Here is a 20392-nt window from a genome sequence, read left to right as displayed (position 1 = left end):
GTATAAGAGACAGGGTTAAGTTTGTCGCGAGTTCCGCACGCAAAGGAAAGCACTTAATGTGCTTTCCGTCTTGCGCAGGACTGTAGAGCAGCAAACTTAACCCGCCCCGGCCCCCGATGGCCCCAGACCGGCGGGATAGACCGGTTTGGATGGGGCTTTGATGCATGGGTGGTCTGTTGGTGGGCAAATGGGTATCATAATGCAGTTACTGCATCGACTCCGTGATGCATGTTTGTACGTTCCCGGCGGTCGGTTTGCCAGAAGCGCCCCGTCGGTTGTTCCAGACCCGTTTCGAAGAAAGGAAACCGCACGAACCTATGGCAGCTAAAAAATCATCTCCCTTGAAGATCATTCCGCTCGGAGGCCTTGACGGCATCGGCAAGAATATGACGGTCTTCGAGTGCGGCGACGACATGGTGCTCGTCGACGCCGGCCTTATGTTCCCCGACGACTCCCAGCCCGGTATCGATTTGGTGCTTCCCGACTACACCTATGTTCTGGAGAACGAGGAGAAGCTCCGCGGCATCATCGTCACCCACGGCCACGAGGACCATACCGGTTCGCTTCCGTACCTGCTGCAGGACCTCAACAACAAGGTGCCCATCTTCTCGAGCAAGCTGACGCTTGGTTTCATCGAGGGCAAGCTTTCCGAGTTCCGCATCCGCGCGCCCAAGTTCCGCGAGGTCAAGGGCGGTAGCCATGTCAATCTTGGTGGCATTTCGCTCGACTTCTTCTCTATGACGCACTCAATTCCGGGCGCTTTGGGCGTATTCATTCGCACCAACCAGGGCACCGTTATGCACACGGGCGACTTTAAGCTCGACCAGACGCCCATCGATGGCGTCACGCCCGATTATGCCGCCATCAGTCGCTTTGCCAAACAGGGCATCGACCTGTTGCTTTCCGACTCCACCAACGCCACGGTTCCGGGCTTTACCAAGTCCGAGGCCGAAGTCGGCCCCAACTTGCTGCACGCCATCAAGAATGCCCCGGGCCGCGTGTTCGTCGCGTCGTTCTCGAGCCATATCCATCGCCTGCAGCAGATCTGCGACGCCGCCCGCAAGTGCGGCCGCAAGGTCGTCGTGACCGGACGTTCCATGCTCACCAACACCCGCGTGGCGCGCGAGCTGGGCTACCTCAACATCGACGATGCCGATATCATCGATGCCTTCGATATCGATAACCTGCCTGACGACAAGATTGTCGTCATGTGCACCGGCTCTCAGGGCGAGCCGCTGTCGGCGCTGTCCCGCATGGCCAACGGCGAGCACAAGACGCTCTCCATCCACGAGGGCGATACCGTCATCCTCTCGGCGACCCCTGTTCCCGGCAACGAGAAGGCCGTCCAGCAGGTCGTCAACAGCCTGGCCAAGCTTGGCTGCGACGTGTGGGACAAGAACCGTGCCCTCGTCCATGTCTCGGGTCACGGCAGCCAGGAGGAGCTCAAGCTTCTGATGGCCATGGCCAAGCCCACCTATTTTATGCCGGTTCACGGCGAGGCCGTGCACCTGCGTGCTCATGCCCAGCTTGCCCGTAAGATGGGTATTAAGGATGATCACATCTTTATCCTCGATAACGGTGACACGCTCGAGATGCGTGGTGGTATTGTCAAGCGCGGAACGCCCGTCGAATCCGGCGTCGTCTACGTCGACGGCCTGCGCATCGGCGATACCGACCCCATCGTCCTGCGCGATCGTCAGAAGCTTGCCAATGACGGTATGGTCACAGCCGTCGCCATCGTCTCGCTCAAGCATAAGAAAATCGAGGCTATCGAGTTCTCGGGCCGTGGCGTTTCATTTGCTATCGACGATCAGTTCTCCGAGGATGCCTCCGCATCCATCATGAAGACGATCGAGAAGGGCAAGTTTAGCTTTACGAGCAGCGGCTCCGATGCCATTCGCAAGGCCGTGCGCGATTCGCTCTCCAACTTCATTTGGAGCCGTACGCGCACCCGTCCGATGATCATCCCGGTCGTCATGGAGGTTTAGTTTGGCGCGCGGATCTGCACAAAACGCCAAAGGCAATAAAGCCAACAACCAACCGGCATCTGCTAAGGGTGCCGGTTCCCATCTTCGTGCCAATAAGGGCCACGAGGCCGAGTTCGACGATTTTGAGCCCCTGGTCGAGCCTTCGGCCAACCGCGATATCGCCGGCGTGGTCATTGCCGTTTTGGCGATTGCGTCTTTCATTGCCGTGATTTCTCCGGCAACGGCACCCGTGACGGCAGTGGTTGCCGGTTTCTACCATCTTGGCTTTGGCCTGGGCGCCTACGTGCTGCCGATCGTCATTTTGCTGTTTGCCGCCACGCTCTTTTTGGGTGAGGACTCGCCGCTCAACATTCGCTCGGTCGCGGGCGGCGCCGTTGTCTTTATCGCCGTCGTCTCCATTCTTTCGTTGATGGTGCCGGGCACGAGCGATTCGTGCGACCTCATGTTTGTGCCGCAAAACCTGTCCGCTTCGGGCGGCTACATCGGTGCGTTTATTGCGAGTGCGCTGCAGAATGCCCTGGGTAAACCTATCGCGACGGTGGTCCTGTTGGGTTTGGCCGTCGTTGGCTTTGTCATCATCGGCTTTTCGGTGGGTGGCGTTTTGCGCTCTGCGCGCGATCGCGCTGCCGATTTTGCCGAGCGCCGTCGTGCCGATGTCAATGCGAGCCCGTGGGGCGACGAAGAGGCCCTGTCGGTTCCCGGCGTCGCCCGTCCGCACCTGAGCATTCTTCGTCAGAAGGGCTCCGATATGGCCGTGACCACGGTCATGGGCAATGATGCGGACCCGGTTTTGGACGATGATGACGAGGACGATGATCCGTTTGTCGACGTGTCCGAGGCTGTGGAGGCCGAGCGCGCCAAGACCACGCTGCTGCCGCGTCGCCATGCCAAGCATGGCAAGTCCGCGCCTAAGCTCAACACGAGTGAGCCCGACCCGTCTTGGTCCGATAGCGAAATCGAACTCACCGCGGGCGATGACGAGGATGACGAGTGTCCGCTCGAGACCGCCAAGACAACTTTGCTGCCGCGTCGCCAAGACAGGCGAGGACAGGTCACCGGACAGCTTTCGATGGAAGACGACCCGGACAAGGTCGACGAGTCCGAGCCGCCGTTTGCCGTGAACCCCGTGTCTGCTGCCCCGCAGATCCCCGATTTCCTGAAGCACCCCAAGGTTGCCGACGCCTCCACCCCAACGGCTTCCGCTGCTCCTGTTGCAGCCGGCGATGGGGGAGCTGACGGCACTGCTACCGATGTCGAGGGCGAGCAAGAGGATGGCCTCAAACTCCCGCCGCTCGAAATCCTGCACGCCAATCCGCAGTCGGCGTCCGCCGCGTCTTCTGACAAGGAGTTGGAGCAGACGGCCGAGTCGCTGCAGTCCACGTTGCTGGAGTTTGGCCGTAGCGCTCGCGTCGTCGGCTGGATTGCCGGTCCCACGGTGACGACCTTTAAGCTGCAGCCCGGCGAGGGCGAGCGCGTGAGCAAGATTTCGAGCCTCGAGGACGATATCGCGCTTTCGCTTGCCGCCCAGTCGGTGCGTATCTTTGCGCCGATTCCCGGCACCTCGCTTGTGGGTATCGAGATTCCCAATCGCAAGCGCCAGAACGTTAACCTGGGAGACGTGCTTCCCTATGTGAAGGGCGGCCCGCTCGAGCTGGCCATCGGCCGCGATGCCGAGGGTACGCCGGTTGTCGCCGACCTCGCCAAGATGCCCCACCTGCTTATTGCCGGTACCACCGGTTCCGGTAAGTCGGTCATGATCAACTCCATCATCACGACCCTGCTCATGCGCGCGCTTCCCGAGGACGTTCGCTTGATCATGGTCGACCCCAAGCGCGTTGAGCTTGCCGGCTATAATGGCCTGCCCCATCTCTATGTGCCCGTGGTGACCGAACCCAAGCAGGCTGCGAGTGCCTTGCAATGGGCTGTTTCCGAGATGGAGCGTCGCCTGAAGGTCTTCGAGCGCCTCAACGTTCGCAAGATCTCGACGTATAACGAAAAGCAGGCCGCCGGCGAGTTCGTACACTACGATAACCCGCCGCAAAAGATGCCCTATCTGGTCATTATCATCGACGAGCTATCGGACCTGATGATGGTTGCCGGCAAGGATGTCGAGGCCTCGATCGTTCGTATCGCCCAGCTGGGCCGTGCCGCCGGTATTCACCTTATCGTGGCTACGCAGCGCCCCAGCTCCAACGTGGTGACGGGCCTCATTAAGGCCAACATCACCAATCGTATCGCCTTTAACGTGGCCACGGGCATCGATTCCCGCGTCATTATCGACCAGATGGGCGCCGAAAAGCTCACCGGTTTGGGCGACATGCTGTTCTCCAAGGTCGACTGGGGCAAGCCCCGCCGTATCCAGGGCTGTTTTGTCTCGGATGATGAGATCAACGAGATCGTCGAGTTCGTTAAGTCGCAAAGCGAGCCCGACTACCACGAGGAGATTCTGTCTGCCGTGGCGCCTGCTTCCATGTCCATGGCTGGTGGCGGCATTGTTCGCACGGGCGTTGCCGAGCCGCAGGATGACGACCCGCTTATCTGGGAGGCCGCTCATATTGTGGTGGAATCGCAGCTGGGCTCCACATCTGGCCTGCAACGCCGCCTCAAGGTTGGCTATGCGCGCGCCGGGCGTATTATGGACATGCTGGAAGAAAAGGGCGTCGTCGGCCCGCCCGACGGTTCCAAGCCGCGCGAGGTCCTGCTGGATGACGAAGGGCTTGCCGCGCTGGAGTCTGTCGACGCCGAGATGGTACGTGAAGATCGTGAGTTTGGAGGATTCTGATGGCTGCACGCTTTGGTGACATGCTGCTCGAGCAGCGTCGCCGGATGGGCCTTTCCATCCAGCAGGTCGCCAACACCATCAAAATCAGGCCGCAGATCATCGAGTTTTTCGAGACTGGTAACTTTGCATCGATGCCCCCGCGTGGCTATGCGCAGGGCATGATTTCGAGCTACGCTCGCTTTTTGGGGCTTAACCCGCGCGAGGTCGTCAACGCTTATTTTGACGACCTCATGGCATATGAACGCGATACCTCGCAGCAGGGCGGTCGTTTTCAGGATGCTGCCGGCTACGTTAACTCGCGTTCTTCGGTCGATAACGGTCGTTTTTTGATGGTTCAGGGTGGTCGTACGACACGGTACGGCCAGCGCCCTCCGCAGGCGGGCTATATCACCGAGACGGGCTCCAGCGAGGAAATTCGTTCTCAGCGAGATCGTTTTCGCAGTACGCCCCTGCCAGATGACCGTGCGCTTCCCGCCGCTCGCGGGTTGAGTCGCGATCCTCGCGCCGGTTACGGCGACGGTGGATACTCCGGTCGTAGCTATCGCGGAGTATCCGCCGGGCGTTCCCGCGATGGCTATTCCGACGCCGATACCACGCAGGTGACGCCGCGCCTCCGTTCGCAATCCCAGCCCTATGGGCAGCGCGCTTCGGTGCCTCGCTCTGGCCAGCGCGGCTATCAGGGCCGTGGCGAGCTTGCGCCGCGTCCGGGCCGGCGGGGTTCGCAGCGCCAGAGTAGCTATCGTGGTCGTCCCGATAGCGGTCGCGGCCGCATACCGCAGGGTAATGGTCGTGGTAGCTCCAATCGCGGACGCGGCGTTGGGCGCGCCTCTCAATACAACACGATCGATCCGCGCATTATTTACGTCGGCATCGGTGCCGTGGTGCTGCTGTTGATTTTGCTCATCGTGGTACTCCTGCGTGGTTGCGGCTCTGCTGCACCCGAGTCGACGCCCGAGACACCCGTGGCTACCAAGACGACGACTAAGAAATCTTCCAAGAAGACCGAATCCACTGACGAGGATGAAGACGCCGACGAGGCGACGGATGCGGCCGGTTCCGATGCCGCCAAGGCGACGGTGGAAAAGGAAGAGGACGAGGTCACCAAGGTCAAGGTCTCTGTCGCCAAGGGCAAGACCGCCTGGATCGAGGTCAAGGTCGACGGTAAATCGGTCTATGGCGCTCAAGCGACCGGTCCTTTTGAGCAGGAGTACACGCCCGAGTCCTCGATTGAGATCACCACGTCCAAGCCCTCCGATGTCACGGTCACCAAGAATGGTGAAAAGGTTCGCTATGACACCAAGACATCGGGTGTGGCGCGCGTGACCATTACCGTTCCCAAGAAGGAGACCGCTGACTCCGAGAACGGCGATAATACCGGCGGTACCGATAATGCCGACGGTACCGATGCCCAGTCTACCGTCGGCACCGACACGGCATCCGACGGCCAGACAGTGAGCGATTCAGATGACTATTCGTACGACAGCTACTAAGGCTCCCCGTACCGAAAGGAAGAACCATGGCTAAAGATTCCAGCTTCGACGTTGTGTCCGAGGTTAACATGCAGGAGGTCGATAACGCCTTCCAGCAGACCGCCCGCGAGATTTCCCAGCGCTATGACCTTAAAGACTCCGGCGCCACCATCGAGCTCTCGAAGGGCGACAAGCTCTTTACGATTAACGCTCCGGCCGATTTTGTCTCCAAGCAGATCATCGATGTTTTGAGCTCCAAGCTCATCAAGCGCGGTATCGACCTCAAGGCTGTCTCTTGGGACACCCCGCAGGCGGCTTCGGGCGGTACCGTGCGCGTGCTCGGTCATATCGTCGAGGGCATCGACCAGGCGACCGCAAAGAAGATCAATAAAGACATCAAGGATCAAAAGCTTAAGGTCAAGGTGACCATCGAGGCCGATAAGCTGCGCGTTTCCTCGGCTTCTAAGGACGCTTTACAGACGGTGATTCAGTTTCTGCGCGACCAGGACTACGGCCAGCCGCTGCAGTTTACCAACTACCGCTAATTTACTCGAAAGGACCGCTCTCCAACATGGATACTCCGTTGGGTTCCGTACTCTATATCACGCTTGGCTGCGCCAAGAACGAGGTCGATACCGACCGCATGCGTTCGCTGCTGACCGCTGCGGGCTACGAGGAGGCATTCGATCCTCAGGATGCCGATATCGCCATTGTCAATACGTGCTCGTTTCTTACCTCGGCGACGTCTGAGAGCATCGAGACCACGCTCGAGCTCGCTAACGAGGTACAGGACGGCGTTCGCTCCTGCCCCATTGTCATGTGCGGTTGCGTGCCGTCTCGTTACGGCGACGACCTGCCCGACGAGCTGCCCGAGGTCGCGGCATTTGTGAAGGCCGATGAGGAAGACGGTATCGTCTCTGTCATTGATGGCGCCCTCGGTGTGGAGCGTGAAATCGCTGCCTATATCCCGCAGGTCAAGCGTACCGTCGAGGGCGCTGTCGCCTACGTCAAGATCTCCGATGGCTGCAATCGTTTTTGCAGCTTCTGCATGATTCCCTACATTCGCGGTCGCTATCATTCGCGCAATGCCGAAAGCATTATCTCCGAGGTGCGCGACCTGGTTGCCGGCGGTGTGCGCGAGATTGTGCTGATCGGCCAGGACACGGGCATTTGGGGCACCGACTTTGCCGATGAGGACGCCGCTGAGGCCTCACCGCGCAATCTGGCGCAGCTGCTGCGCGCCGTCGCCGAGGCTGTGCGCCCGCACAACGTCTGGGTTCGCGTGCTCTATCTGCAGCCCGAGGGCATGACCGACGAGCTTATCGAGACGATTCGCGATACGCCCGAGGTGTTGCCCTATATCGATATCCCCGTGCAGCACTGCGATGCGCGCATTCTCAAGGCCATGCGTCGCTCCGGTTCGCGTCAGGAGCTCGAGGAACTGTTCCGCGATCTTCGTGATCGTATCCCCGGCATCGTGATTCGCTCCACGGCCATGGTCGGCTTTCCGACCGAGACCGACGACGAGTTCCGTGATCTTATCGACTTTATGGACACCGTCGGCTTTGACTATACGAGCGTCTTTGCCTACTCGCAGGAGGAGGGCAGCCTGGCCGCCAATATGGAGGGCCAGGTCGATGAGGAGGTCAAGCTCGAGCGCGCCCAGGAGGCCATGGATCTGGCCGAGTCGCTGGGTTTTGCCGCCACAGCAGCCCATGTGGGCGAGCGCGCCCAGGTAATCGTCGACGGTATCGAGGAGACCGAGGACGGCGCCGAGCTGATCGGTCATGCCTGGTTCCAGGCGCCCGATTCCGATGGCGCGGTGCATCTGGACGCCAGCGAGGCGTCCGTGGGCGATATTTTGACCGTCGAGTTTACCGATAGCTTCTGCTATGAGCTTATCGGCCATGTTGTGGAGTAGGAGAGCGTCGTGGCAAACGAGAGCAATAAGGAACTGACGAGCGTTTGGACGCCCGCCAACATCGTGACGTGCGTGCGCATCGTCTTTATTCCGGTGTTCATGATCGTCTCGGCTCTGTCTCACGCGAGCGTTGCCGGTACGGACTGGAGCACCTTCGACGGCCCGCTCGCCGCCGCTGCCTTCATTCTGTATGTGATCCTGTCGTGCACCGATAAGGTCGACGGCTATCTGGCGCGCTCACGCAACGAGATCACCGATTTCGGCAAGTTCTTGGACCCCATCGCCGACAAGTTGCTGGTGTTCTCGGCCTTGCTGCTGTTCTTGGATTTTGGCGCGGTGACCGTGTGGTCCGTGTTCATTATCCTGTTCCGCGAGCTGTTGGTGAGCGCACTTCGCATGGTCGCGAGTGCTGCCGGTGTGGTCGTTGCCGCCGATAAGCTCGGCAAGTACAAGACGGCGACCACGATGGTCTCCATCTGTGGCTATCTGTGCGTCTTTGCGATGGCCGGTCTTCAGCTGGGGCCGGCGTCGCTGCTGTTCGGTGTCTATTCGGTGTCGCGCTTCCTGTACGTCATCGCTGTCATTTTGACCATTATCTCGGGTGCCCAGTACTTCTGGAACTGCCGTAAGATCGTCTTTTCGGTCTAGGTCCTGGTGGGTATGACGGAGTCTTATTTGCAGATCGCCGCAAACAACGAGGAGCTGGCGCGCGATATTGTCGAGCGCGCGAGTGCCCGTGGCGTGACGGTATCGACGGCGGAGTCGCTGACGGCGGGCATGATCGCCTCGACGATTGCCGATATCCCGGGTGCCTCGGCGGTGCTTCGTGGCGGTGCGGTGACCTACTGCGATGAGATCAAACATCGCGTGCTCGGCGTCGAGCAGGAAACGCTCGATCGGTTTAGCGCCGTGTCGCATCAGACGGCGCGTGAGATGGCCGTGGGCTCGCTGGACCTCTATCAGAGCGATGTCGCCGTGAGCGCAACGGGCTACGCTGGGCCCGGCGACGGTACCGAGCAAGACCCCGCCGGCACGTTCTATATCGGCTGGGCGTATCGTGCGGCCGATGGGGGAGCGACGGTCGTTGAGTCTGCGCGCTGTCACTACGAGGGTGATCGGTCGTGCGTCCGTGCCTATGCGGTCGCCGAGGCTTTGGAACGCATTGTCCGCGTGCTCAATTCCATGGAATAGACGTGTTTTAAGGGGCCTTAGGGCCCCTTAATTGTGGAGATAGGGACCTTTGGCAAGGAATGCGCTTGCGCTGGCACATGTCTTTAATTTGTACGAGCACTCGTATTTGCGATTGGCATGGTCAAGCGTTTGGTCGGTGATTGGTCGGCGTTTGGTCGGGTTTTGGAATGGACGGGTGCATATGATGAACCTGAACGGTTGACCACGAACAGCCGTTCGTTTATCATCGATTCAGGTTGTTAAGAGGAGGGCTATTCATGGCCAAGAATTCAGGTCCCGTACGTACCGTTCATACGCGCACGACGGGTAAAGAGCGCGACGAGATGATCGCCACTACCAAGGCCGAGATCGAGAAGAAGTTCGGCCAGGGTTCTATTATGAGGTATGGCGACGGCGGTCCCGAGCTCGAGGTCGAGGCTATTCCGACGGGCTCTCTGGCGCTCGATGCCGCCTTGGGTATCGGCGGCGTGCCGCGCGGCCGTATCGTTGAGATTTATGGCCCCGAGTCCTCCGGTAAGACAACGCTTTCGCTCGAGATTCTTGCAGAGGCGCAGGCCATGGGCGGTGTCGTGGCTTTTATCGACGCTGAGCATGCGCTTGATCCCACCTACGCCGCGCGCATCGGCGTCGATATCGACGAGGTGCTGATTTCCCAGCCCGATACGGGCGAACAGGCGCTCGAGATCGTTGACATGCTTGTGCGTTCCGGTGCCATCGACGCCATCGTCGTCGACTCTGTTGCCGCTTTGACTCCACGTGCCGAAATCGAGGGCGAGATCGGTGACACGACGGTGGGTCTGCAGGCTCGCTTGATGAGTCAGGCGCTCCGCAAGCTCGCCGGCTCGCTTGCCAAGTCCAACACAACCTGCATCTTCATTAACCAATTGCGCGAGAAGATCGGCGTCATGTTCGGCAACCCCGAGACCACCACAGGCGGCCGCGCACTCAAGTTTTTCTCTTCCGTGCGTATCGATATTCGCAAAATCGATACCATCAAGCTCAAGGACGAGGTTATCGGCAATCGCGTACGTGCCAAGGTCGTTAAGAACAAGGTGGCTGCTCCGTTCCGCTCGGCCGAATTTGACATCATGTATGGCACCGGCATTTCTAAAGAGGGCTCGATTCTGGATATGGCTGTCGAGTGCGGCATATGCAAAAAGATGGGGTCTTGGTTTGCCTATGGTGAGGACAAACTCGGCAACGGTCGCGAGGCCGCTAAGACGTTCCTGCGCGAGCATCCCGATTGCGCCGACGAGATCGAGCACAAGGTTCGCCTTGCCTGCGGTCTTGAGTATGACGATGATGCCCCCTCCGAGGTTGAGTTGACCGATCAGCCCGCCCCCGAGGAGTTTGACGAGCTGTATGCCATCGATGGCTCCGCGATGCTCGACGATGACGACGAGTAACGGATGCCGACATGTCGTATACGGTGACCGAGGCTCGGGTCGTTTTTCCGGATAAGAAGACGGCCTCCTCGTTCTCGAGCGGTTATGCGTCTAAAAAGCCCTGTGCACATATCGATTGCGATCTGGAGGGCGGTTTTGAACGGTCCATTTGGATTCCCGTGCGTGTGGCACGTGTGTACGTTCAGAACCGTCTCGATCTTCCCTGCGACTGGGATGACTTTCGCGAGGCGGTGCAGCTTATCGAATGCAAATGTGCGCTCACCATGGTGACCGAGATGCTTTCGCGTCGCGATCATGCTACGGGCGAGGTGCGCGATAAGTTGGCGCGCTATGGCTTTCGTCAGCCCGCGATCGACTTTGCCGTCAATCGTGCCATCGAGTATCGTTTTTTAGATGAGAACCGCTTTTGCTCGTACTTTATCGAGGAGCGTAAGCGTCGTGGTTGGGGACAGCGCAAAATCGAGACTGAACTCAAGCGTCGCCATGTTGCACTTGATGAGATTCCAGGGTATCCCGAGGCTTATTTTGCCGAGGATGACGACTTGGCTCGCGCATCGGCTTTGCTCGCTAAGCGTCGCGTTCCCGAGGCACGTGCATTCGAAAAGCTCGTCAGATTTTTGATGGGCAAGGGCTTTTCCTATCACATAGCCGCGGATGCCGTTAAGGCGCGCCTCGATGCCTTAAGCGAGAAATGCGACGTTTAAGCATGCGCACGTTACGCCCCTGCCGTTCACCGCTCGATAGGCGCCGTGCTGGGTGCGTTAATTTGACAGTTGTTGCGGTTCAACGTAGGATAATTACTGTCATTTGTATTGTGATATGTGCTCATCTGCGATGAGTTTGTTTATATGTTTATCTGTATCCGACCCGCATAAGCTGCGCCCATATTACTCAAATGTCGCGAGCCGTTCGTATGGACGGTTCGCTTTGTTGTGTAACGAATCCATAAAAAGGAGTGAGCATGCTGTTTATCATTGCAGCGCTCGTTGGCATTGTTTTGGGTGCCATCGTCGCCATTGCCTACATGCGCACCGCCAAGCAGGGTAGTCTTCACGAGGCCGAAGAAAAGATTCAGTCGGCACACGCGCAGGCAGAGTCCCTGATCGGTGATGCTAAGCGTCAGGCCGAGACCCTCAAAAAAGAGGCTCTACTCGAGGCTAAGGAAGAGATCATCAAGAACAAACAGGCCGCCGAGGCCGAGGACAAGCAGCGTAAGAGCGAGATTCGCGCGCTCGAAAATCGCGTGATGCAGCGAGAGGAATCGCTCGACCGACGCAACGATGCGCTCGATAAGCGCGAGCATCAGCTGTCCAGCCAGGCCGGTCAGGTCGAGAAGCGCTCTCGCGAACTTGAGGAGCTTTGCGCCAAGCAGACCTCCGAGCTCGAGCGTATTGCCGACCTTACGCGCGAGGATGCTCACAAGGAGCTGCTCGACAAGGTCCGCGGCGAGGTTACCCATGAGGCGGCCACCATTATCCGTGAGTCCGAGCAACAGGTCCGCGCCGAGTGCCACAAGACCGCTCAGGAGATTCTCTCCCTGGCGATCCAGCGCTGTGCCGCCGACCATACCGCCGAGGTCACCGTCACGTCCGTTCATATTCCCTCCGATGACCTTAAGGGCCGCATCATCGGTCGCGAGGGTCGTAACATCCGTACTTTCGAGCAGGTTTCCGGCGTCAACCTTGTGATCGACGACACCCCCGAGACTGTCGTGCTTTCGAGCTTTGATCCGGTCCGTCGTGAGACCGCCCGCGTGGCGCTCGAGAACCTCATTGCCGACGGTCGTATTCACCCCGCCCGCATCGAGGAGATGTACCACAAGGCCGCTGACTTGGTTCAGCAGCGTGTGCTCGAAGCCGGCGAGCAGGCCGCCTTCGATACCGGAATCCACGACCTGCATCCCGAGATCGTCAAAACCCTGGGCGCTCTGCGCTACCGCACCTCGTTTGGTCAGAACGTGCTGCAGCACTCGCTTGAGGTCTCCGACCTGTGCGGCATCATGGCCTCCGAGCTTGGTCTGGATGTTGTGACCGCCAAGCGCGCGGGTCTCCTGCATGACCTGGGCAAGGCCATCGACCACGACGTTGAGGGTCCGCATGCTGTGATTGGCGCCGAGCTTGCCCGCCGTTATGGCGAGAAGCCCGTTATCGTCCACGCAATCGAGGCCCATCATGCCGATGTCGACCCCAACACGGTGCTCGACGTTCTGGTCCAGGCTGCCGATGCTGTTTCCGCTTCTCGTCCCGGCGCCCGTCGCGAGTCGGCCGAGAGCTATATCAAGCGCCTTGAGAAGCTCGAGGAGATTGCCAACTCTCATGACGGCGTCGAGCGTACCTATGCTATGCAGGCCGGTCGCGAGGTCCATGTCATGGTTCAGCCGGACAAGATTTCCGATGCCCAGTCCACGGTGCTTGCGCACGATATCGCCCATCAGATCGAGGAAGAGATGGAGTATCCCGGTCAGGTGCGCGTTGTCGTGATTCGCGAGAGCCGTGCCGTCGATATCGCTAAATAACATGAACGACGCGAACGAGCTCATCTCATTTATCGCGTCGATGTCGGGGGAGGGCAACCTTCGCGTCGAGGAAAACCTTGGCGAGGGGTATGTCCGCCTCCGCGTTTCGGAGGCCGAGCGCCGTCAGGCCAAGCATGACATTCAGCATGTAGAGGACATTGTCATCGAGATGCTGCGTAATGCTCGCGATGCCGGAGCCGATAAGGTCTATCTAGCCACGACCAAGGAGGAGGGTGTTCGTACCCTCCTCTTCCTGGATAACGGTTCGGGTGTGCCGCAGGATATGCAGGAGCGTATCTTCGATGCCCGTGTCACCTCCAAGCTCGAGAGCATGAAGATGGACCGTTGGGGTGTTCACGGTCGTGGTATGGCGCTGTTCTCTATCAAGCAGAACACCGATGAGGCACGCGTTGTTACATCGGGCGTCGATTTGGGCTCAGCGTTTAAGGTGTGCGTTGATACCGATCGCTTAGGCGAGCGCGCCGACCAGTCGAGCTGGCCTCAGGCGGTTAAAGACGAAGACGGCCGCTATGTATGCGCTCGCGGTCCTCACAACATCATTCGCGCAGCCTGCGAGTTTGCCCTTGAGGAGCTGCGCGACTGCGACGTGTATCTGGGCTCTCCGTCCGAGATCGCTGCGACCCTGTACGCCCAGGCTTCCAGTCGTCTCGATACTTCTCGCCTGCTCTTTATCGATGACGAGTGTGAGCTTCCGGTTATCGATCGTTTAGGTCTCGCTTCGGATGCCGAGGACTTTATCCGGATTTGCTCCGGGCTGGGTCTCGAGATGTCCGAGCGTACTGCCCACCGTATTCTGTCAGGACAGATTAAGCCCGTTCGCGGTGTGTGTGCGCGCCTGCTGCGCGAGCGCGATTCCACCTCGCAATTGCCGGCTCCAGTCGATCTTGCCAAGGACCGTCGAGGCCTCCGCATTGCCAAGGATGACATGGCGCAGTTTTCGCGTGCTGTTGAGCGCGACTTCAATGACCTCGCCGCCCGTTATTACCTCAATCTGTGCGGCGACCCTAAGATTCGCGTTTCACGTGATCGCATCACCGTGACGTTCGATCTTGCCAAAGAGGAGTAGCATCTTTACCGAGTCCGCTCGGTACGATACAGTTATTGCAGTTAAAACGTACTTTTAAACGCAGGAGTTTCTTCATGGATTGCCTGAAGGTATCAAGCAAATCATCGCCCGCGTCCGTTGCCGGCGCCATTGCCGGTATGGTCAAAGATGGCGTTCCCGTCAACATTCAGTGCGTCGGTGCCGGCGCCGTCAACCAGGCCATAAAGGCCGTTGCCATTGCGCGAGGTTTTCTGATTCCGACTGGCTTTGATGTCTCTTGTGCGCCGGTGTTCTCTGACATCCTCATTAACGGGGAGTCTCGCACGGCAATCCGTCTCTCTATCTACGTTCACCAGATTAATCGGGCTGCTATGGACAATGTCGTCATGGACGACGTTAAGCCTGTTGCGTAAGCGAGTTTTCGCACGTTTGTAGCACCTTTGTGCCCCGTCGATATCATCGTTAGGATGTAAGCTCATGGACCAGCGTTTCGTACGCGATATTCTTGCCGGTAAAACCTATTTTATCCGCACATTCGGCTGCCAGATGAATCAGCACGACTCCGAGCGCGTGAGCGGTTTGCTCGATTCCTATGGCTGTCTTATGGCGCTCGATCCGGAGCATGCCGATATTGTCGTGTTCATGACGTGCTGTGTGCGCGAGGCTGCCGATACGCGCCTGTATGGTCAGTGCAATTCCTGCAAGAGTCTTCCTCCTTCTCCTTCGGGCAAGCGTGTGGTCGCCGTGGGTGGTTGCATCGCTCAGCGCGATGGCGAGGGCCTGCTCACCAACGTCGATAACGTCAACGTTATTTTTGGTACGCATTCGATTGCGCACGTGGCGGAGCTTATCGCCGAGGCGTTTATGGATGGCAAGCGCCATATCCGCACGAATGAACATGAAGATACGGACGCTATGAGTATGCCGTGGCATCGCGAGACGCAGTATCATGCATGGGTGCCCATCATGACGGGCTGCAACAACTTCTGCACGTACTGCATCGTGCCGTACGTCCGTGGTCGCGAGAAGAGCCGCCCCTTCGAGGAGATTGTCGACGAGGTGACGGGTCTGGTGCGTCAGGGTGTGCGCGAGATTACGCTGCTGGGACAAAACGTTAACTCCTACGGTCGCGATCTCTTTGGCAAGCCGCGCTTTGCCGACCTGCTGCGCGCCGTGGGTGATACGGGCGTCGAGCGTATCTTCTTTACTTCTTCGCACCCCAAGGATTTGCTTCCCGAGACCATCGATGCTATGGCCGAGACACCTGCCGTTATGCCGCAGCTTCACCTAGCCGTTCAGTCGGGTTCCACGCGTATCCTTAAAGAGATGAATCGTCGGTACACGCGCGAGGATTATCTGGGCCTGGTCGATCGCATTCGTAACCGTATGCCCGAAATTGCGCTTTCGACCGACATCATCGTGGGCTTCCCGGGCGAGACCGAGCAAGACTTTGAGCAGACGCTCTCGCTTGCCGAGACGGTTCGCTATGCCCAGGCCTACACGTTTATTTACTCCAAGCGCGCCGGTACCCCGGCAGCTGAGATTTATGATCCCACCCCGCATGAGGTTATCCTTGAGCGCTTTAACCGTCTGGTCAAGGTTATCGAGACGACGGCATACGAGTATAACCAGGGCGAGCTTCACACCGTGGTGCCTGCGCTTATTGAGGGCACGAGCAAGAAAAACGACGCTGTCCTTCTTGGTAAAAGTCCTAAGAACCAGACAGTGCATGCGCCGATTCCCGCTGGCTATTGCATCGATCATCTTATCGGCAAAATCGTCGACGTTGATGTGGATGTCGCCAAGACGTGGTATCTGTCTGGCTCCGTTGTGGGTGAGCCTCGCTAATGGTTTCCCCCGGCACAAACCTTTCTGCCGTAGCGATCGTCGGTCCGACGGCGGTCGGCAAGAGTGATGTTGCCGACCGCCTGGCCTCTCGTCTGTCGTCTGAAGTGTTATCGTGTGACGCGATGCAAATCTATCGCGGTATGGATATCGGTACGGCCAAGATGATGCCCGAGGAGTGCTCGGTGCCCCTGCGCCTTGTCGATATCGTGGACCCGGGTGTCGCGTATTCTGCTGCGCTCTATCAGTCTGATGCCCGGGCGCATATCGAGCGTTTGCTTGGTGAGCAACGGCTTCCGGTCTTTTGCGGCGGCACGGGCTTGTATCTTAAGGCTGCACTCGATGAAATGGATTTTCCTTCGGGAGAGCTCGAGGACGAACGTCGCATGGGTTATCAGGAGCTTGCCGAGCGTATTGGCGAGAAAGCTATACATGCCCTGCTTGCCGAGCGTGATCCGGAATCGGCTGCCGTGATTCATCCCCATAACGTGCGCCGCGTGATCCGTGCGCTCGAGATGCACGATGACGGTGTGTCGTATGCCCAGCAGAAGTCTAAATTCAGCGTTCCGCATGAGCGTTATCATACCTTGTGGTTTGGTCTGACGCGTAGCCGTGAAGTGCTGTATGAGCGCATTAACCTGCGTGTCGACCTTATGTTTGAGCAGGGGCTGGTTGATGAGGTCCGTGGCCTTATGGATCAGGGCCTGGGTGATGCACTCACGTCGATGCAGGCAATCGGTTACAAAGAGATTATTGATGCCTTGCGAGGCGCTATTACCATGGACGAGGCCCGCGAGCTTATCAAGATGCGCTCACGTCGCTATGCCAAGCGCCAACTTTCCTGGTTTAAGCGTGACGATCGCATCGTGTGGTTCGATATGGATGAGTTTACGATCGATGAGGTCGTCGATGATATCTACCGTCGTATCGAGGCTGCCTAATGGCACGTTTTCCCTTGGTTCCCACGGCGCCTGAACCTGAGCGTGCCGTCTTGGTTGGTGTTGAGTGGCGCGATAACGCCTGGCCGCTCGACCGTTCGCTCGACGAGCTCGAGCGCTTGGCTCACACTGCTGGAGCCCAATGCGTGGCACGCTTGTCTCAGCGTCTGGTCAAACCTTATCCCAAATCGTTTATCGGCTCCGGTAAGGTCGAGGAGCTATGCGGTTTGGTGCATCGTATGGATGCGGATGTTGTAATCTTCGACGACGACTTGACTCCTTCACAGCAGTCCTATCTTGAGAAAGCCGTGGGCGAACCGGTCAAGATTATTGACCGTACGGCGTTGATTTTGGATATCTTTGGCCTGCATGCCCAGACGCGTGAGGGTCGCTTACAGGTGCAGCTGGCTCAGTTACAGTATCTGCTGCCTCGTCTGCGAGGTATGTGGAGCCACCTTGCTAAGGAACAGACGCGTGGCGGCATTGGATCGCGTTTTGGCCAGGGCGAAAGCCAGCTCGAGGTCGACCGTCGCCTGATTCGCGACAAGATCGCTGCGCTTCGACGCGAATTGAAACAGGTTGAACAACGTCGTGATGTGCAATCGAAAAGCCGTATTGAATCGCCGGCGTTTCGCGTAGCGTTGGCTGGCTACACCAATGCCGGTAAGTCGACGTTGCTTAATCGATTGACGGGATCCACGGTACTTTCGCAGGATAAGCTGTTTGCCACGCTCGATCCTACGACGCGGTCGTATCGTTTACCCGGTGGCCGTGGCATGACGATCACTGATACCGTTGGCTTTATTCAAAAGCTGCCCCATGGCCTGGTCGACGCGTTTAAATCTACGCTTTCCGAGGTGCTCGGCGCCGATTTGGTTCTTAAAGTTGTGGATGCTTCCGATGAGGATTACGAGCGTCAGCTTGAGGCGGTTGATCGTGTCCTTGACGAGATTGGTGCCGGTGAGCGCCTGACGCTTACCGTGTTCAATAAAATCGATCTGCTCGATAGCGTCGACCGCTTGAGCTTTCGCCGGCGCTATCCCGAGGCGGTATTGTTCTCGGCTCAGACGGGTGAGGGCCTTGATGACTTAGTCGATCGCATTGCTCGTGAAGCGGCCGCTACGGACGTGTTGCTCTCGGCCGATATCCCGTATCGAGAGGGCGCGTTAATCACGCTCGTGCACGAACAGGGAACCCTTCTGCACGAGGAATACCTCGAGGACGGCGTTCGTATTGTGGCAAAGCTTCCAGCCCGTATCGCACCGCGTCTCGAGCGTTATCGAACAGAGTAAATCAGCTCCAGTACACCCAAGATAACCGGTTGATGAAGCAGGTAGAACGGCAGCGCATGGCGCCCGAGACTTGCGAGCGCCGGGATGGGATTCGCATAGGCCCATCCCGGCGCCTCATAGTTTGCTTCCTGAGTCGTGTGGGCGGCAAAGAAGCCTGCAAGGTACATAAACAAGAATGGTATGACTGGATAGTAATCACCAGAGACGAAGTCTGGACTTGGGAAACCCAGCCAAGCTAAATAGGGGATAGGATAAACCGTTTTAGGAATGCTCCAGGTAAGGGCAAAAAGTGTGAGGCAAATTGCTATACCCCATACCGACGGCACTTTAACGATCACCGGAAGCGCGAGCGCGACAATGGCGGTGCAGGCCGCCATGCAGAACATGATGCCGAAGTTCACCGAGTCATCGACTGATACGAGCGTCGTCGCGACCCATACAACAAAAGCGGCAGCGGCATATTTGACGGCACGCTTGATGTTGTTGCGCGAGAGGGTGCACATCCAGCCGGCAATAAACAAAAATACCCAACTGATGCTGGCACGCCAGATGTCTTGGAAGATGGTCTGAGTAAACCAGGGCATATCCCAACCATAAAGATAGGCAAGATCGTAGCAAGCATGAAATCCTGCCATCGACAGCATGGTAAATCCGCGAATGGTATCAAAGACCGTGATGCGGTTTTGCATTACGAGAACCGGCGCATCAATCCAACAACCTTGCCCAGGATCGTCGGATTTGTCGCATAGATGGGCTCCATGGTGTCGTTTTCGGGCTGCAAGCGAACTCGTCCCTGCTCCTTGTAGAACGTTTTGACCGTTGCGGAGCCATCGATCATGGCCACAACGATCTCGCCATTCATGGCACTCTTCTGTTCGCGAACGATGATATAGTCGCCGTTAAGGATACCGACGTTAATCATCGAATTGCCGTGGACCTCGAGGATAAAAGACCCCTGGTCCGTTGCGATCTCGGTCGGGATGGTAAAGGTGTCCTCGATATTCTGCTCGGCAAGGATGGGGATCCCCGCGGCGACACGGCCCACGAGGGGTAGCGATACGGTTCCGCGGGGTGCCGTGGGCTCATCGGACTTTGAGATGGAGACGGAGGCTCCGTCCTCGTCAAAGAGCTCTAGGGCACGAGGCTTGGTGGCGTCACGTTTGAGCAGGCCGCGTGCTTCCAGTGCGGAGAGATGTGCATGTACGGTGCTAGGGGAGGAAAGACCCACAGCCGAAGCCATCTCACGCACGCTGGGCGGATAGCCCTTTTCCTGCTGATACTCCTTGATGAAGTCGTAAATCTGCTGCTGTCGCTTGGTAATTTTGCGAGCCATCAGGGATTCCTCTCTACCTAACCCAAACAAATGTTCTATGTTTGCTTGACAGGAACAACTGTTCGAAGATAATAATAACCGAACACTCGTTCCCGCGCTAGACTTTTTTGTCCTCGCGGCTTGATAAAACAGTTCTCGTCAAAAAAACGCGAGAGGAGAACATGATGAATGCAACGGATATGGTCCAGGGAAACCTCGCCCTTAAGCTCGAGACGCCTGCGGCGCCGGCTTTCACGGTTGTCAAAGGCGGCCGATCTGGTTTTCAAACACTGCCTGGCAAGCCCGTCCGCAGCCAGTGCGTCGCCACGACTTCGGCCCCCGTTGCTCTGAAGGCCTCGACGATTGTCGCCCTGGCCGTTGCGCTCACGCTCTTCTTTGTACTTGCTACCTCGATCTTCAGCGCTCGTCACGCCGCATATGCCGAGTCGGCATCTAACGTTACCTATGAGACCGTCCGTGTTCAGTCTGGCGATTCCTTGTGGTCGCTTGCTCAGGAGCATTCCGTTGACGGTCTTTCTACGCAGGAGACTTCTGACATAATTCGCAGTGTCAATCATCTGGAGCATGGGTCACTCGATGCGGGTGACGTTCTTAAAGTTCCTGCGCGTTCGTAAGATTTAAACACCGGTACATGGTACCCTTGTTA

18 protein-coding genes are annotated in these 20392 nt (G+C 58.0%); 16 read left to right on the top strand and 2 right to left on the bottom strand.

Annotated elements, in window-relative coordinates; translation table 11 throughout:
* Nucleotides 1–317 precede the first annotated feature (317 nt).
* The 15 genes from ACTQW0_RS03185 to hflX all read left to right on the top strand — a co-directional run bounded on the left by ACTQW0_RS03185 (nt 318) and on the right by hflX (nt 18413).
* The gene (locus tag ACTQW0_RS03185) at nt 318–1988 is read left to right on the top strand and encodes a ribonuclease J (protein ID WP_117654800.1); all 1671 of its coding nucleotides are present in this window, start codon (nt 318–320) and stop codon (nt 1986–1988) included.
* A 1-nt stretch (nt 1989) separates the two neighbouring features.
* Nucleotides 1990–4770, top strand: coding sequence for a DNA translocase FtsK 4TM domain-containing protein (locus ACTQW0_RS03180; RefSeq protein ID WP_441566901.1), 2781 nt, complete (start codon nt 1990–1992; stop codon nt 4768–4770).
* On the top strand, nt 4770–6260 hold the full coding sequence (locus ACTQW0_RS03175; RefSeq protein WP_441566899.1) for a RodZ domain-containing protein: 1491 nt from the start codon (nt 4770–4772) through the stop codon (nt 6258–6260). Before ACTQW0_RS03180 ends, ACTQW0_RS03175 begins: the two co-directional genes overlap by 1 nt.
* 26 nt (nt 6261–6286) lie before the next feature.
* Nucleotides 6287–6784, top strand: a complete 498-nt coding sequence (locus ACTQW0_RS03170) for a YajQ family cyclic di-GMP-binding protein (RefSeq protein ID WP_154516322.1) — start codon at nt 6287–6289, stop codon at nt 6782–6784.
* 26 nt (nt 6785–6810) lie between these two features.
* The gene (gene rimO, locus ACTQW0_RS03165; protein WP_441566897.1) at nt 6811–8160 is read left to right on the top strand and encodes a 30S ribosomal protein S12 methylthiotransferase RimO; all 1350 of its coding nucleotides are present in this window, start codon (nt 6811–6813) and stop codon (nt 8158–8160) included.
* A gap of 99 nt (nt 8161–8259) precedes the next feature.
* A complete protein-coding gene (gene pgsA / locus ACTQW0_RS03160; RefSeq protein ID WP_441566909.1) occupies nt 8260–8808 on the top strand; it encodes a CDP-diacylglycerol--glycerol-3-phosphate 3-phosphatidyltransferase in 549 nt (182 codons plus the stop codon).
* A 27-nt stretch (nt 8809–8835) separates the two neighbouring features.
* Nucleotides 8836–9351 carry a CinA family protein gene (locus tag ACTQW0_RS03155; protein ID WP_441566895.1) on the top strand — a complete coding sequence of 172 codons (516 nt, stop codon included), beginning with the start codon at nt 8836–8838 and terminating at the stop codon, nt 9349–9351.
* Nucleotides 9352–9608: 257 nt separating this feature from the next.
* On the top strand, nt 9609–10757 hold the full coding sequence (gene recA, locus ACTQW0_RS03150) for a recombinase RecA (RefSeq protein ID WP_154516331.1): 1149 nt from the start codon (nt 9609–9611) through the stop codon (nt 10755–10757).
* Between the two features lie 11 nt (nt 10758–10768).
* Entirely contained in the window at nt 10769–11461 is a 693-nt protein-coding gene (locus ACTQW0_RS03145; RefSeq protein ID WP_154516334.1) for a regulatory protein RecX, read from the top strand.
* Nucleotides 11462–11718: 257 nt separating this feature from the next.
* A complete protein-coding gene (gene rny / locus ACTQW0_RS03140) occupies nt 11719–13272 on the top strand; it encodes a ribonuclease Y (protein ID WP_441566893.1) in 1554 nt (517 codons plus the stop codon).
* A 1-nt stretch (nt 13273) separates the two neighbouring features.
* On the top strand, nt 13274–14359 hold the full coding sequence (locus tag ACTQW0_RS03135; protein ID WP_154516340.1) for an ATP-binding protein: 1086 nt from the start codon (nt 13274–13276) through the stop codon (nt 14357–14359).
* 74 nt (nt 14360–14433) lie between these two features.
* A complete protein-coding gene (locus ACTQW0_RS03130; RefSeq protein ID WP_118079896.1) occupies nt 14434–14751 on the top strand; it encodes a stage V sporulation protein S in 318 nt (105 codons plus the stop codon).
* Nucleotides 14752–14815: 64 nt separating this feature from the next.
* Nucleotides 14816–16186, top strand: coding sequence for a tRNA (N6-isopentenyl adenosine(37)-C2)-methylthiotransferase MiaB (gene miaB / locus ACTQW0_RS03125; RefSeq protein WP_441566890.1), 1371 nt, complete (start codon nt 14816–14818; stop codon nt 16184–16186).
* On the top strand, nt 16186–17124 hold the full coding sequence (gene miaA, locus ACTQW0_RS03120) for a tRNA (adenosine(37)-N6)-dimethylallyltransferase MiaA (RefSeq protein WP_441566888.1): 939 nt from the start codon (nt 16186–16188) through the stop codon (nt 17122–17124). Before miaB ends, miaA begins: the two co-directional genes overlap by 1 nt.
* Entirely contained in the window at nt 17124–18413 is a 1290-nt protein-coding gene (gene hflX, locus ACTQW0_RS03115) for a GTPase HflX (RefSeq protein WP_427748031.1), read from the top strand. The genes miaA and hflX overlap by 1 nt, the downstream gene beginning before the upstream one ends.
* Here the strand turns inward: hflX and ACTQW0_RS03110 are convergent.
* On the bottom strand, nt 18398–19102 hold the full coding sequence (locus ACTQW0_RS03110; protein ID WP_441566886.1) for a heparan-alpha-glucosaminide N-acetyltransferase: 705 nt from the start codon (nt 19100–19102) through the stop codon (nt 18398–18400). The genes hflX and ACTQW0_RS03110 overlap by 16 nt on opposite strands.
* Nucleotides 19102–19746 (bottom strand): transcriptional repressor LexA, encoded by a 645-nt coding sequence (lexA, locus tag ACTQW0_RS03105; protein ID WP_427717464.1) that lies wholly within the window; start codon nt 19744–19746, stop codon nt 19102–19104. The genes ACTQW0_RS03110 and lexA overlap by 1 nt, the downstream gene beginning before the upstream one ends.
* A gap of 164 nt (nt 19747–19910) precedes the next feature.
* Here lexA and ACTQW0_RS03100 point away from each other — a divergent pair, with 164 nt between their 5' ends.
* Entirely contained in the window at nt 19911–20360 is a 450-nt protein-coding gene (locus ACTQW0_RS03100) for a LysM peptidoglycan-binding domain-containing protein (RefSeq protein WP_427717462.1), read from the top strand.
* Nucleotides 20361–20392: the final 32 nt, after the last annotated feature.

Source organism: Collinsella sp. LCP19S3_B7 (assembly GCF_052121795.1).
Classification (GTDB): Bacteria; Actinomycetota; Coriobacteriia; order Coriobacteriales; family Coriobacteriaceae; genus Collinsella.
This window is presented reverse-complemented; position numbering and strand designations above follow the sequence as displayed.

What these genes read in the sequence shown, in the direction of transcription:
- ACTQW0_RS03185 (WP_117654800.1), top strand. Translation starts at nt 318, where the DNA reads ATGGCAGCTAAAAAATCATCTCCCTTGAAGATCATTCCGCTCGGAGGC.
- ACTQW0_RS03175 (WP_441566899.1), top strand. Translation starts at nt 4,770, where the DNA reads ATGGCTGCACGCTTTGGTGACATGCTGCTCGAGCAGCGTCGCCGGATG.
- ACTQW0_RS03170 (WP_154516322.1), top strand. Translation starts at nt 6,287, where the DNA reads ATGGCTAAAGATTCCAGCTTCGACGTTGTGTCCGAGGTTAACATGCAG.
- rimO (WP_441566897.1), top strand. Translation starts at nt 6,811, where the DNA reads ATGGATACTCCGTTGGGTTCCGTACTCTATATCACGCTTGGCTGCGCC.
- pgsA (WP_441566909.1), top strand. Translation starts at nt 8,260, where the DNA reads ATGATCGTCTCGGCTCTGTCTCACGCGAGCGTTGCCGGTACGGACTGG.
- recA (WP_154516331.1), top strand. Translation starts at nt 9,609, where the DNA reads ATGGCCAAGAATTCAGGTCCCGTACGTACCGTTCATACGCGCACGACG.
- ACTQW0_RS03145 (WP_154516334.1), top strand. Translation starts at nt 10,769, where the DNA reads ATGTCGTATACGGTGACCGAGGCTCGGGTCGTTTTTCCGGATAAGAAG.
- rny (WP_441566893.1), top strand. Translation starts at nt 11,719, where the DNA reads ATGCTGTTTATCATTGCAGCGCTCGTTGGCATTGTTTTGGGTGCCATC.
- ACTQW0_RS03135 (WP_154516340.1), top strand. Translation starts at nt 13,274, where the DNA reads ATGAACGACGCGAACGAGCTCATCTCATTTATCGCGTCGATGTCGGGG.
- ACTQW0_RS03130 (WP_118079896.1), top strand. Translation starts at nt 14,434, where the DNA reads ATGGATTGCCTGAAGGTATCAAGCAAATCATCGCCCGCGTCCGTTGCC.
- miaB (WP_441566890.1), top strand. Translation starts at nt 14,816, where the DNA reads ATGGACCAGCGTTTCGTACGCGATATTCTTGCCGGTAAAACCTATTTT.
- miaA (WP_441566888.1), top strand. Translation starts at nt 16,186, where the DNA reads ATGGTTTCCCCCGGCACAAACCTTTCTGCCGTAGCGATCGTCGGTCCG.
- hflX (WP_427748031.1), top strand. Translation starts at nt 17,124, where the DNA reads ATGGCACGTTTTCCCTTGGTTCCCACGGCGCCTGAACCTGAGCGTGCC.
- ACTQW0_RS03110 (WP_441566886.1), bottom strand. Translation starts at nt 19,102, where the DNA reads ATGCAAAACCGCATCACGGTCTTTGATACCATTCGCGGATTTACCATG.
- lexA (WP_427717464.1), bottom strand. Translation starts at nt 19,746, where the DNA reads ATGGCTCGCAAAATTACCAAGCGACAGCAGCAGATTTACGACTTCATC.
- ACTQW0_RS03100 (WP_427717462.1), top strand. Translation starts at nt 19,911, where the DNA reads ATGAATGCAACGGATATGGTCCAGGGAAACCTCGCCCTTAAGCTCGAG.